The following is an 11,730-nucleotide window of genomic DNA, read 5'->3' on the forward strand; positions in this document are numbered from 1 at the left end:
CGGCGGTCGTGGCTCTGCCACTGACTGGGGCCTTGCTGGGCTGTCTTCAGGTTGTACCGTCCGGCTGGCGGGGCCCGTTTTTCCATGGCTCCGGCCAGGTCGTTCAGCCGGAGACGGCGACGCCTGCTTGGCGGAAGTCCTTCAGGGTCGACGCTGTCGTCTCAGGGGCTACGCCGACGGAGTAGTCCAGCAGGACGCGGGCGCGGAGTCCGGCCTTGAGCGCGTCCAGCGCGGTCGCCCGCACGCAGTGGTCGGTGGCGATGCCGACGACGTCGACGTTCTCCACCCCGCGGGCGCGCAGCCAGTCCGCCAGGGGCGTGCCCTGGTCGTCGGCGCCTTCGAAGCCGCTCTTGGAAGCGCTGTGGGCTCCTTGAAGAAGACGGCGTCGACCTTGCCGCCGGCGGCGGTCGGGGCGAAGTGGGGGTGGAACTCGCCTCCCTCGCCTCCCGCCACGCAGTGGACGGGGAAACTGTCTTTGTAGTCGGGGGTCTCAGAAAAGTAGCTTCCCGGGTCGATGTGGTGGTCCCTGGTCGCGACGACGTATTGGTAGTCGGTGCCTGCGGTCAGTTCCACCAGCCCGGCGATCAGTGTGGCGACCCGAGCGCCGCCCGCGACAGGGACGCTGCCTCCCTCGCAGAAGTAGTTCTGCACGTCCACGACGATCAGGCCTCGGCTCATCACACACACCCTTCAGCACGACGGATCACAAGAGAGATGGGAGACGCGTTCCGGGGTGCCGCAGCCACCGGGCGCAGGCACCCCGGAACAGGGCACAGCTACGGGGCAGGGGTGTAGCGGACGATGGTGTCCTCGCACGGGCCGTCGGCGTAGACCTTCAGCGCCTCCAGCTCACGGTCGTCCGCGGTGAGCTGCCAGCGGAGCTTGGTCGACACCCATTCCGCGACGTACCGGCACTGGGCGTCCGGGGACGGCGGCATCCAGTCGGCCGGGTCCTGGTCGCTCTTCTGCCGGTTGGAGCGGGCCGTCACCGCGACGAGCGAGACGTGCGCCCCCTGGTCGTTCGCGTACGCCTCCCGCCGCGCCGGGGTCCAGGCGGAGGCTCCGACTGGCGGGGAGCGTCATTCCAGAGGTGCGGTACTCGGGGCTGCCCATGGGTCGTCGGGCTCAGCGGCTGCGGTCTCATCGACCCGGGTTGCATCGGTGGTGTCGTCCGGGCTGTCGCTGCGCACCGACGTGGCGAGGGCGTCGATCGTCTTCCTGGCCAGCAGCCGGATCTGTTGCTGTTGCTCCCAGCCTCGCAGCATCGGCCCAAACATCGCCGGGCCCGGGTCCAACGCCCACACATTTCCTGGCACGACCAGCTGAATCGCACCCGGCACATCGATAGTCCGCACGGCCACCCCCACGGTTGCACTTGATGCAACATCGTGGCGTTTACTGTCCATCACACGAGGCCAGACGCCTCGGCGTCACCTGTACGAGCTACTGCCCGCAGGTCTTCGACCAGGTCAGGACCGTGCCCGGCTGGCCCCACATTGATGCACCCGAAGCAACTCCGCCTACTTGGAGTCCCAGGCCTCGGCGAGCGGCACCATGTGGTCGATGTCCAACGAGCCAGCGCTGGTGACCTCCTGGCCGTCGTAATACGAGACCCAGCTGCCGCCGGTCAGCTTGCAGCCGGCCTCCACCGTCGGCGCCACGACAGCCTCGGCCAGGAGGACTTCGTTACGGGTGCTGCACCCGTCGGCCTTGTCGTCGCCCGAGTTCCAGTGCTTGAAAGAGCTGCGGGTGTAGCCGGTGCGATTCTCCTCGGTCGCCTGCACCAGGCCGACCGCGTCGGCCAACGTCGTCACCTCCGCCGTCGGCGCGGCCTGCGCGGCGGGAACGGAGAGAAGGGGAACAAGGGCAAGGGAGAGTGCGCCGAAGCCGCGCACCAGGTTCTTGATCACCACGGCGTTCTACCGGCCGCACGTCACCCCCGGTGAACCTCTTCCCCCGTGCTCACCCGCCCGGGGGAAGAGGTTCACCGCAGAAGCGCTCCGGCAGGCGCACACTCAGGCCGCAGGCACGGGACCCGGTACCGGGAGCAGGGCCAGTCACCGGCACCAGGGTCCGGCCGTACGGACCTGTCCCGCGCACCCATACGGCACGGACTGCCTCGACCCCTATCCAGCCCTCCGGCTGTCACGGCCTGGATCGGGCTGAGCCCGACGACCACGCGCTCGGCCGTCACGGGACCTTCGCCGGTCGACCGGGCTCACCCAGGCAGCAAGCACCATCTGATCACCGACCGGCACGGAACACAGCTGGCTGTCTCCTTGACCAGCGGAAATCGCCACGACATCACCCAGCTCATGCCCCTGCTCGACGCGATACCGCAGATCCGGGGGACTCGTGGGCGGCCTCGCCGACGGCCGAAGCGCGTGTTCGCCGACCCCGGCTACGACTACGACAAGTCCCGCCGACTTCTCAGAGCTCGAGGCATCACGCCGAAGATCGCCCGCAAAGGCACCGCCCACGGTTCCGGCCTAGGGAAGACCCCGTGGGTCGCCGAGCGGACCCTCGACTGGCCCCACCAGTTCAAATCAGCCAGGGCAAGCACCACACCCAGGCTCTGCTCTGCCTCGCCCGACGCCGGGCCGACGTCCTCTTCGCCATGCTCCGCGACGGAACCTTCTACGAACCTCAACCCGCCACCGCCAGATGAGGAGGTCAAACCGGTCGGTCAGTCCTCCGGCCGCAACCGCTGACGAGCCGCCTCAAGCCGCCGGTCGTAATCGGGCGCGAACAGCTCGGGCAGTGCCTTGTCCAACGTCCCGGCGATCCGATGGATCGGCGCCCAGACCGCCGGATCGTCGACAACACGACTGAGGTCCGTCATCTGGAGCTTCTCCAGCCAATGAGACAGCACCAGCGCCTCATCAGCCGTGAGCTCGATCGTGATCTGACTATCGCCCATGCTCGGCCCCACCCTCGACCACCCGAACCTACTGGCCTCCGACCTTGACCAAAGACATAGGGGCCCCCGGCCCTCCTGCCCGCGGACTTGGCGGCGGAGGAAAATCTTGAGGGCTCCTAGGCCTCTGCCTGCAAGACAGATCACCGCCTCTCAGGAATGCTTCGCGCCGGTCGGCCTCCCCAGCCGCTCGCCCGGGGGCACGCTCATCGCCAGGAGCGCGGTGTCGTCGTCGAGTCCCTCGCCGAACGAGTCCAGCAATGCGGTGAGCGCCCTGACGGCACCGGGCGCCGTGGTGGGTGCGAGGGACCGCGCGAAGTCCAGGAATGCTTCGTCGCCGTAGCGTTCGCCCCGGTTCCCGGTGCGGGCCTCGGTCAGGCCGTCGGTGTAGAGCAGCAGGGTGTCACCGGGACGCAGGTCCAGGGTGGCGGTGGTGAACTGCGCGTCCGGTACGACCCCGACCAGCTGGCCGCCGGGGGTGGGCAGGTAGCCGGCGTTCCCGTCGGCCTGGAGCAGCACGGCGGGAGGGTGGCCGCCGCCGGCCAGGGCGACATGGAATCCGACGTCGTTCTCCTCGGCTGTCAGCAGGCCGAAGATCACGGTGCAGAAGAAGGGCTCGTCCTCCTGGACCTGGTGGTTGAGGGCGGTGTTGAGGTTGGCCAGAACCTTGACCGGTACGGGATCGGAGACTGCCGCGGCTCGCAGGGTGTAGCGCGCCAACGACGTCACCACGGCCGCGTCGGCACCCTTGCCGCGCACGTCCCCCATGAAGAACCCCCAGGTTCCGGGTGCGAGGGGGAACAGATCGTAGAAGTCCCCGCCCACCTCGTCGGTGGATGCGAAGTGGTAGTGCGCGGCGGCTTCCAGGCCCGGAACCGGTTGGATGGCCGGCGGGATCAGGGTGCGCTGGAGGGTGGTGGCGAGGCGTTGCAGGCGTTCGCGGTCGCGCTCGGCCTCCTGTCGGGCCCGGAGGAGTTCACGCTCGTAGGTACGCCTGTCCCGCGCATCAAGGAGGGTGGTGCGGATCAGCAGCGGTTCGCCGTCTTCGTCCCGCTTGACGGTGGAGGTGACCAGGACGGGAAGCCGAGTGCCATCCGTGGCCTTGAGTTCCAGGGCGACTCCGTTGACCTCGCCCTGAATCCGCAGCAGCGGTGCGAAGTGCGTCTCGTGGTAAAGCCGGCCGCCGATGGTCAGCAGGTCGGAGAAGTATTTGTGGCCCACCAGCTCCTCGCGACGGTGACCCAGCCATTTCAGGAGCGTTCCGTTGACCTTGGCGATCCGCCCGTCCATCAGTGTGGAGAGGTAGCCACACGGCGCGTTCTCGTACAGATCCTCCGCGTTTTCCTCCAACAGGGCGGAGGGCACCGGGAAACCCTGGTCGCGGTCCTCCGCCGGCCGCGATCCGTCGGTCCTGTCGCCGCCCGGGTGCACGGTCACGACTCCTGTACGAAGGCGATGATCGCCTCGGCGGTCTCCTCGGGGGCGCTCAGCTGGGGGCAGTGGCCCGTCGAGTCCAGAGTGACCAGCTCGCTGCCGGGAATCTGCGCGTGGACGAAAGCGCCCACCTCACGCGGGGCGATCGTGTCGCGCGCGCTCTCAGCGATGAGCGTCGGAACGGTCACCTTGGGGAGATCCGCCCGGTTGTCGGACAGGAAGGTGGCTCTCGCGAAGACCCGGGCGATCTTGGGGTCCGTTCGGCAGAAGCTGTTGGTCAGCTCCTCTCCCAGTTCGGGGCGCTCCGGATTTCCCATGATGACCGGTGCCATGGTTGCCGACCAGCCCAGATAGTTGCTGTCCAGTGACTCGAGCAGTTCGTCGATGTCCTGCTCGCTGAATCCGCCCCGGTAGTCGCCGTCGTCGATGTACGACGGCGAGGGGGTGAGGAGGACCAGTTTCTCGAAGAGTGCAGGCTCCTGCACGGCGGCCAGCACACCGATCATGGAACTGACCGAATGCCCGACGAAGGTCAGGGGCCCGAGACCGAGTTCCTCGCAGATGCCGACGACATCCTGCGCATAACCGTCCAGGGTGGAGTACCGCTCGGGGCTCCAGGCCGACGTATCGGAACGCCCCGCCCCCACATGATCGAACAGGACCACCTGGAAGCGCACCTCCAGCGCGGGCGCGACAAGACGCCAGAGATTCTGATCGCAGCCGAACCCGTGGGCGAGCATCACCACCGGGCCGCCCGCCCGGCCTGACACCCGTACCCGATTTCTCTTGCGCACGTCCACACGGACATCCTGACACCCTTCGCACCTCTCGGCCTGGTCTGCTGGGCGGCCGCCTCCCACCAGCGCGGATCACGATTCCGGTGGCAGGCAGGCGGTGTCGCGCGAATGCATACCTACGTACCCGTGCGATGCCCCTCCGAGGCGTGGATTCCCAGATCGAAGTCCGCACCCGCCCCGGCGACGGCCCGGAAGCCCTTGAAGCGGTTGATGGTGCGTTCGACGGTCCTGCTGGCACGTCGACGTCGACTGCACAGCTTCCGTCTGACGGCTTGAGGGCGGCGCAGCCGCCCTTCTACGCAGTTCCGGCCATACGCCTGAGCGCTCGGCGACACCGGACTGTCAGTGCCGCTCCATACGATGTTGTCCGACTTTGCGAAAAGGGAGCGGATACGACAGTGACCGGGCAGGAGACGCTAAGCAGGGACCGAGGGAATCAACCGCTTTGGGTCTGGCTCATGGTCCTAACCGCCCGCGGCGGTCGCTGCGTGTACTGCGATGAGCGGCCATCTCAGACTCTGGAGCATGAGGCACCGCTTGCGAGCGAGACGGGGCGGGATATCTGGTGGAACCTTGTCCCCGCCTGCGATCGATGCAACGGCTGGAAACACAAGAAAAGCGCGGCCACATGGGCGTTCGACATGAAGATGCATCACGCTCACCCGAAGGCCGGCTTCGCTCGCAACGCCCTTCCGCTTCATGTCGTCGAAGGAATCAAGGAGCGCATAGCCCAGGTGCAGCGCGAGATACAGGATGCAGCCCGGCGCGTGTGGTTCGAACACCACTACGGAGACATGAGGACGCCGCGACTTCGCAGCGAGAAGCATGGGGAAGTTGAGCGGTGCGCAGAGAAGCTGAAGGGCTACCTATACCCGCCGTGGGAGTCACCAGAGGGCAGGCAGTCGGACCACGCCTGCACGCGCGTCCTGTGTTGCGGACATACTCAGCGGGAGTCCTGTCTGACGTTCATAACGTTGCCCAACCCGGATCGCGAGGCCCTAAAGCACATGGCGTACGCGAGGGGGCTGTGGGTGGGAGATCTGCTCGGCGCCCTGGTGAAGCCGGCGCTCGAAGAGTGGCGTCAGTCTCAGGCCACGGACGATGGCACTTCGTAGCGCTTCTTCAGAGCTCGCGTTCGACGCGTGGAGGTGACCGGCCTCGGCTCTGTCTGACCGCCCAACGGGGCGCGGACGCGGGAGGTACGGGCCCTGTCGGCCCGGTCTGCGCGTTCGGAAGGCGTGAGTCACTGTTGAGTTCTGCCGTTGGGGAGAACGCGCCGGACGCCAGCCCACTAGTGGACGACTTCACGTGAGTGATGGCGGGTGGCTTCGGTTATGGACTCTTCTCCAGCGGGTATGACAGCCCGTCCGCACTTCGCGCACTACCAGTACATCCTGCCCCCTTGGGTTCTCTGTCGCCTCTGGTCGAGCCTAGGGTGTATCGCCCGCCGATCCTCCTCGAACGAGAATCCGGCTGTCTGGCCCGCCGGTCGGTCCTCAGACTCGCGACCGCGACCTCCGTCCCATCCTTCTCGATCCACACCTGGTGCGGTCGCGGACGCGTCGGCACAGCGCAGAGGCCGCATCCGGCGCGTCGGAACGTATCCCTCCCCGTCGTGTGCGGGCCAGATCCCCGTACACGTCGAGCGTGGAAACGGCGAGGACGCCACCTGGGTGGACAGCGGAGGATTCCTTTCAGGACCTGCCCTCGACTGCCCCCGGGTCTGCCCTCCCGTCTCTTCCGGGGTACTCCGCACACGGTGAATGCTGGGAGAGGGACGTTGGACCGTCCGAGGCAGGAGAACCATGCACGCACGGCGGGAAGCGAGGACGGACGGGGCGCGCGCCGTTCCGCGGGTGCGGACGGAGCGGCGCGATGAACGGCTGACGCAGGCAATGGCGTTGCAGCGGACCGTAGGGAACGCCGTCGTGATCCAGATGGCGAACAGGAACACCGGCGGGTACGGACTCGGCGGGCTGGTGGCGAATACCGGAGCCGCCCAGCGCGAGACGGAGCTCAGTGCCAGGTACGGAATCCGCATCGGGCCGCCGGAAGACCGGCCGAACGATCACTTCAGCCACTCCATGCTCAACCGGATTGACGGGGTCCTGGGCAGCCTGCCGACCCAGGATGTCAGGGAGAACCCGGAGTTGCTGGCGATCCAGCCCGCCGGCGCCGACACGGAGAGCGCGGCCAGCCTGTACGACGGGAAAGACCGGAGCATCACCATGGTCAGCCCGTTCGGCATGCCCTCCTGGCTCTACACGGAACTGAACCGGGCCGTGCCCTGGCAGCGTTCCCTGATGGACAAGGGTGCAATGGCCGACTACGAGGGGATCAGCGAGGACGAGGCTCTGGGCATCGCCGGGGAGAAACGACAGGTCATGGGTGGCACTTCGGATGTGCTGGCCAACGGCAACCTGGTGAAGTGGACGCTGCGGCACGAAATCGGCCACTCCGTCGACAAGCAGGCGGGCTGGGCGGAGAACCTGAAGCATGAACCCCGCTTCGGAGGCTGGGAGGCCTACGGCAGCTCTCGTCCGGTAGCGATGGCGATCCTGACCGAGGTGGGGCTCGACGGCCAACTGGACGTCGCGGACCGCTATCACATGCCTCTCATCGATTCGGTCGCGGTGGCGCTGGATCCGGAGGTGGCCCGCGGCACCCCGGAACGGCTGACGGACCTCGCCGCGGGCTTCCCCGACCAGGAGGATCAGTTCAAGACCCGGCTCGACCGCGTCGTCGAGTTCGGACGGCTCGCCCTCGCGCAGCCGTGGACACTCACGAACGGCGGCGGGAACACGCTTGCGATCGGGAACCGGACGTACCACGTCGACCACTACGGGCAGTGGGTCAGCTACCTGCGGGCCGAACGGGAACGGCACGCCGTGTCCAACTACCAGTTCTCCACACCGGACGAGTGGTTCGCGGAGGCGTACGCGGCCTACCACGACCCGAAGCCCGGACCGCGCGCACGGCTCAACCCGGGCGCGCAGGCTTGGTTCGAGGAGCGCGGCAACTAAAGGTTGTTGCAGAACGTCTGGGATAGGGCATTCCTCTTGTATGGGTGGGGTGTTGCGGGCTGAGCCGTTGTGGGTGGAGACGTTCACCGGCTTGCGCATGGGCCGGTTCGAGAAGTTGGTGAAGGCAGTACGGGAGCCGGTACGAGCGGGGACTGACAATCCCGCCCGGCATCTGCGGTGCCGGGCGGGAGCGCCCGCTCCGCCGCCCCGAAGGGCGGCCCGGCGGAGCGGGCGTTCCCGTGTGCGGGCGGGTCAGGCGGCCGGGGTGTAGCGGACGATGGTGTCCTCGCACGGGCCGTCGGCGTAGACCTTCAGCGCTTCGAGCTCGCGGTCGTCCGCGGTGAGCTGCCAGCGGAGCTTGGTCGACACCCATTCCGCGATGTACCGGCACTGGGCGTCCGGGGACGGCGGCATCCAGTCGGCCGGGTCCTGGTCGGACTTCTGCCGGTTGGAACGTGACGGCGACGAGCGAGACGTGCGCGCCTTGGTCGTTCGCGTACGCCTCCCGCCGCTCCGCGGTCCAGCCGGAGGCACCGGAGTCCCAGGATTCGGCGAGCGGCACCATGTGGTCGATGTCCAGTGCCCCGGCGCTGGTGACCTCCTGGCCGTCGTAATAGGAGATCCAGGTGCCGCCGGTCAGCTTGCAGCCGGCCCCCACGGTCGGTGCGACGACCGCTTCGGCGATGAGGACCTCGGCCCTGGTGTTGCACCCGTCGGTCGCGTTCTCACCGGAGTTCCAGTGCTTGAAGGACGAGCGGGTGTAGCCGGTGCGGTCCTCTTCGGTGACCTGCACCAGACCGACCGCGTCGGCCAGCGTCGTCACCTCCGCCGCTGGAGCGGCCTGAACGGCGGGAGCGGAGAAAAGGGACACAAGGGCGAGGGAAAGTGCGCTGAAACGTACGAAGTTCTTGATCACCAACGCGTTCTACCGCCCGCGCCCGCCCGCCGCGAAGCCCAGAGCCCCACCGTCACCCGCGCGGGGGAGAAGGTTCACCGCAGGAACGCTTCCGCTCCCCTGCTCGACCGCCCCACCTCCGCGACGCGGCAACCGACTCCGGAACCGGGGGCGGGGGCGGGGCGGGCGGGGGTGGAGGAACCACGGGTGCCGGGACGGTCGAAGGACTCCGGCATCCGCTGCAATCGCAGCAGCAGGCTCGCTTGTACTCGCTCTCCATACCGCAGGTGAACGGGATCCTTCGGCATGAGGACGGTGGCGCGACGTCGCGAGACGGGTCGGCGGAAGGCCGCACGGTGTGTCATAGGGCCACCAGTGCCCCGAGGGGGTGCGCTTCGGTGCCCGGCTGGGTCGTGGGGGTGTTCTTGGCCCGCGGGTCCGATCCGGGCGGCCGGCGGGGCAGCGCGGCCTGGCACCCGGCGAGACGAGCGGCGCTGGCGCAGCGCTGCGGCACCGGCGGCCGGGGCTGTCAACTGGCCCGGACAGCACCGGATCCGGATCGGTTGCCAGCGGGCGGGCTACATAGGGCCGGGTCGAGTGGGAGACTGGGCGGATGAGTAATTCTGTTGAGATTGCAGTGTGGTTGAAGCGGGTTGCCCGGGAGGAGGAGCGGGTGGAGCTGGGCGGGCCGGTGCCCTCTGGCTCTCGTGAGGAGCGGGCTCGGCGGCTCCGTATTGCCCGTGAGGTTCTTGTCGGTCACCTCCTTGATGATCTGCGTGGGTGTCGGATTTAACCGGCTCCCACCCCGGATGCGGCAGAATTCAGAGCCTCGTCGCGAAATTGATGAAATCGAGAGCGTCGAGTGGGAGTCGACGATCCGCACGAACTTTTCCGTTACTCAGAACCAGTTGGTGCATGCCTACGGGCTGGCTGGCATTGTGTACTTTCCTCAGGGCGCTACCGCGGGACTCGATCCGCGTTCCGCGGACTTCCTCAGCCTGGTGGGCCTTCCGCACTCCGAGGCTTTCGCGTCCAGGGAAGACGTTGAGGACCCCTACCCGTCCGGGTTCAACGCGGTCACACTCGGCAGCCGCTTCGACCACTACGGAATGCCATGCCTGGCGGAGAGCCGGTCCTGGTGGATGCTCGGCTATCTCTTCACCTCGCTCATCGCCCTCTCCCCCGCCTCGGGGACGGTCTACGCGTGCCCCGAGGGATCCTCCGGCTACATCCCGCTCCACCGCGACGTCGAGTCCCTGGTATACACGCTCGTCGAGTTCCGGAAGCTCGAGATCGACCACGACAACGGCGTGGACCCCGAAGATCTCTCAGCCCGCTTCAAGGAAACCGTCGGCGCCTTCGACCCCACCCCCTTCGCCGACGAGAACTCCCAGTGGAACCTCTCACTGGAAGAACTGGAGCACGGCATCTGGTAGCAGCGCGTCATTGGGGCGCTGTCTCCAGGACGAAGCTTCAGCCGATGCGCGCTACGAGGGTGGTGGTGTTGTCCGCGTATGGGTCGGGTAGCGCGCGGGCCTGCCAGCGTGGCGCGCGTGGACCCCGAAGGCGGCCGAGTGCCCTCTTCGCGATGGTGAGGAGTCCGGACCGCTCGGTCACCTCCGGCCGAAGCCGCTGGCGAGCGGCCTCAAGCTGCTGGTCATAGTCGGATGCGAACAGCTCAGGAAGTGCCTTGTCGAGCGTTCCGGCGATCCGATGGATCGGTGCCCAGACCGCCGGATCGTCAGCACGGCTGAGGTCCGTCATCTGGAGCTTCTCCAGCCAGTGCGACTACTGGCCTGGGACCATGACCAACGCATGGGGCCCCGGAGGGCGCACCGCGCGGTGCGCGATGGTGAGGTCGTCGTGGGCCGGAGCGACTTCGTTGGGGGCGATCGCACGGCTCTACGGTGCGAGGTCCATCGGATCACCGGCCGCCTCCTCGCCCCGCCAGGTCTTGTCCGCGGCTCGCCACCCGGCGCGCGTATGGGTCCAGGGCAGGGAGTCGATGGGGTTCAGACGTGAGTGCCGGAGCACCGCGCGCAGGGCGATGAGCCCCGGTCCGACGTCCGGGCGGACGGGTACTCCCGCAGCGAGCTCCTTCGCCGTGGGGAGCAGCGGGCGGTCGAAGTAGACGTTCTGCGGTCCTGCTCCGATCAGCCACAGCAGTATCCCGTTGTTCACCTCCTGCGCGCATTCGGCGTCGATGTCGTCGGGGCCGAGCGGGTTGACGAACTCGAAGCCGAGCCGTCCGTCCGGGAGCGGCTCGAAGTCCACGGTGAACACCGCGAAGCCGCCCATGCAGCTGGGCCGGGTGTAGCGGACGTGGACGTCGCGGCGGGCCTCGGCGGGGAATCGCATGCGCGAAGCGTGCCCGCCCGGCGGACGCCAGGGCAACAGGATTCGGACTGGGGTGCCCTGGCGGGATCTGCTCGGCCTAGTTGTCGAACCAGACCACCAGACGGACGTTTTCGGCCCCGTGCCGCTTGGCGAGCACGGCCATCACCGACCACACGTCACCCCACTCCTCATCACGCACCACCTGGCGTCGGGTGAGGAGTCTTTCGGGCCCGGACGGACCTCCGAATGATCCCGTGCTGCCCCAGTCCGCCCCTTCCAGTTCGGCCCAACTGATCCACGACGGGCTGTGCGAGTCCTCCCGTTCCC

9 protein-coding genes and 8 pseudogenes are annotated in these 11,730 nt (G+C 67.8%); 6 read left to right on the forward strand and 11 right to left on the reverse strand.

Annotated features, from left to right (window positions below):
- Window positions 1-103: 103 nt before the first annotated feature.
- From IE272_RS23585 to IE272_RS23600, 4 genes and pseudogenes are all read right to left on the reverse strand, one after another.
- A pseudogene (locus IE272_RS23585) lies at window positions 104-678 on the reverse strand (isochorismatase family protein).
- Window positions 679-776: 98 nt separating this feature from the next.
- A pseudogene (locus tag IE272_RS23590) lies at window positions 777-1,064 on the reverse strand (HNH endonuclease); the annotation flags it as partial.
- A gap of 15 nt (window positions 1,065-1,079) precedes the next feature.
- Entirely contained in the window at window positions 1,080-1,406 is a 327-nt protein-coding gene (locus IE272_RS23595; protein ID WP_190007841.1) for a hypothetical protein, read from the reverse strand.
- Between the two features lie 120 nt (window positions 1,407-1,526).
- A pseudogene (locus IE272_RS23600) lies at window positions 1,527-1,910 on the reverse strand (HNH endonuclease); the annotation flags it as partial.
- A 273-nt stretch (window positions 1,911-2,183) separates the two neighbouring features.
- Between IE272_RS23600 and IE272_RS23605 the strand changes: the two are divergent.
- Window positions 2,184-2,555: pseudogene (locus IE272_RS23605) on the forward strand (transposase); the annotation flags it as partial.
- A gap of 131 nt (window positions 2,556-2,686) precedes the next feature.
- On the opposite strand, the gene IE272_RS23615 reads toward IE272_RS23605, so the two are convergent.
- The 3 genes from IE272_RS23615 to IE272_RS23625 all read right to left on the reverse strand — a co-directional run bounded on the left by IE272_RS23615 (window position 2,687) and on the right by IE272_RS23625 (window position 5,151).
- The gene (locus IE272_RS23615) at window positions 2,687-2,920 is read right to left on the reverse strand and encodes a hypothetical protein (RefSeq protein WP_050362180.1); all 234 of its coding nucleotides are present in this window, start codon (window positions 2,918-2,920) and stop codon (window positions 2,687-2,689) included.
- Between the two features lie 150 nt (window positions 2,921-3,070).
- Window positions 3,071-4,354, reverse strand: coding sequence for a PP2C family protein-serine/threonine phosphatase (locus IE272_RS23620; protein ID WP_050361430.1), 1,284 nt, complete (start codon window positions 4,352-4,354; stop codon window positions 3,071-3,073).
- Complete coding sequence (locus IE272_RS23625; protein ID WP_050361431.1) at window positions 4,351-5,151, reverse strand: alpha/beta fold hydrolase; 801 nt, start codon at window positions 5,149-5,151, stop codon at window positions 4,351-4,353. Before IE272_RS23625 ends, IE272_RS23620 begins: the two co-directional genes overlap by 4 nt.
- Window positions 5,152-5,606: 455 nt before the next feature.
- On the opposite strand from IE272_RS23625, the pseudogene IE272_RS39340 reads away from it, so the two are divergent.
- From IE272_RS39340 to IE272_RS39345, 4 genes and pseudogenes are all read left to right on the forward strand, one after another.
- A pseudogene (locus tag IE272_RS39340) lies at window positions 5,607-5,753 on the forward strand (HNH endonuclease); the annotation flags it as partial.
- A 36-nt stretch (window positions 5,754-5,789) separates the two neighbouring features.
- On the forward strand, window positions 5,790-6,263 hold the full coding sequence (locus IE272_RS23630; RefSeq protein ID WP_229897490.1) for a hypothetical protein: 474 nt from the start codon (window positions 5,790-5,792) through the stop codon (window positions 6,261-6,263).
- 813 nt (window positions 6,264-7,076) lie between these two features.
- A complete protein-coding gene (locus IE272_RS23635; protein ID WP_159392646.1) occupies window positions 7,077-8,171 on the forward strand; it encodes a hypothetical protein in 1,095 nt (364 codons plus the stop codon).
- Window positions 8,172-8,211: 40 nt separating this feature from the next.
- Window positions 8,212-8,307: pseudogene (locus IE272_RS39345) on the forward strand (IS5/IS1182 family transposase); the annotation flags it as partial.
- 116 nt (window positions 8,308-8,423) lie between these two features.
- Here the strand turns inward: IE272_RS39345 and IE272_RS23640 are convergent.
- Window positions 8,424-9,087, reverse strand: a pseudogene (locus IE272_RS23640) (HNH endonuclease family protein).
- A gap of 887 nt (window positions 9,088-9,974) precedes the next feature.
- On the opposite strand from IE272_RS23640, the gene IE272_RS23645 reads away from it, so the two are divergent.
- The gene (locus tag IE272_RS23645; protein WP_493657535.1) at window positions 9,975-10,502 is read left to right on the forward strand and encodes an SUKH-4 family immunity protein; all 528 of its coding nucleotides are present in this window, start codon (window positions 9,975-9,977) and stop codon (window positions 10,500-10,502) included.
- A 37-nt stretch (window positions 10,503-10,539) separates the two neighbouring features.
- On the opposite strand, the gene IE272_RS23650 is transcribed toward IE272_RS23645, so the two are convergent.
- The 3 genes and pseudogenes from IE272_RS23650 to IE272_RS38825 all read right to left on the reverse strand — a co-directional run.
- Window positions 10,540-10,830: a hypothetical protein gene (locus IE272_RS23650; RefSeq protein ID WP_107085801.1), complete on the reverse strand. Its 291-nt coding sequence runs from the start codon at window positions 10,828-10,830 to the stop codon at window positions 10,540-10,542.
- 138 nt (window positions 10,831-10,968) lie between these two features.
- A complete protein-coding gene (locus tag IE272_RS23655) occupies window positions 10,969-11,424 on the reverse strand; it encodes a hypothetical protein (RefSeq protein ID WP_050361435.1) in 456 nt (151 codons plus the stop codon).
- A 76-nt stretch (window positions 11,425-11,500) separates the two neighbouring features.
- Window positions 11,501-11,730, reverse strand: a pseudogene (locus tag IE272_RS38825) (hypothetical protein); the annotation flags it as partial.

It is taken from the genome of Streptomyces anulatus (genome assembly GCF_014650675.1).
GTDB lineage: Bacteria > Actinomycetota > Actinomycetes > Streptomycetales > Streptomycetaceae > Streptomyces > Streptomyces anulatus.